This window comes from Algibacter sp. TI.3.09, assembly GCF_038154905.1.
Taxonomy (GTDB): domain Bacteria; phylum Bacteroidota; class Bacteroidia; order Flavobacteriales; family Flavobacteriaceae; genus Algibacter.
On the sequence record NZ_JBAKAN010000039.1, the window covers coordinates 1 to 302 of the forward strand.

The 302-nt window shown below is 30.8% G+C and carries 1 pseudogene; it reads right to left on the minus strand.

What is annotated here, in order from left to right:
• Window positions 1–271: pseudogene (locus tag V6246_RS18235) on the minus strand (hypothetical protein); the annotation flags it as partial.
• Window positions 272–302 lie beyond the last annotated feature (31 nt).

The following is a 302-nucleotide window of genomic DNA, read 5'->3' on the forward strand; positions in this document are numbered from 1 at the left end:
GTGGGTAATCTGCGGGACTAATTAAAGTAATTTCTGTGTTATTAATTGTTGCAGTTAAAGGAAATAAAATAGAAGAACAAGATACACCATCTAAACACTCAGCAACACTACCATCGTACATAGACGAGCGTTCTAAGTTATTTGCTGTAGGTGATGTTGCAGAATTTGTATTTGGGTTTTGTCCGTTTTCGTTATCAATTTCATCTTGAAAAGATGTGAAACTCATAATTGATGTTAGTAGGATTGCTGTTAATAATTTTAAATTTTTCATGTTTTTAACTTTTAGGGTTTTTATAATTTTC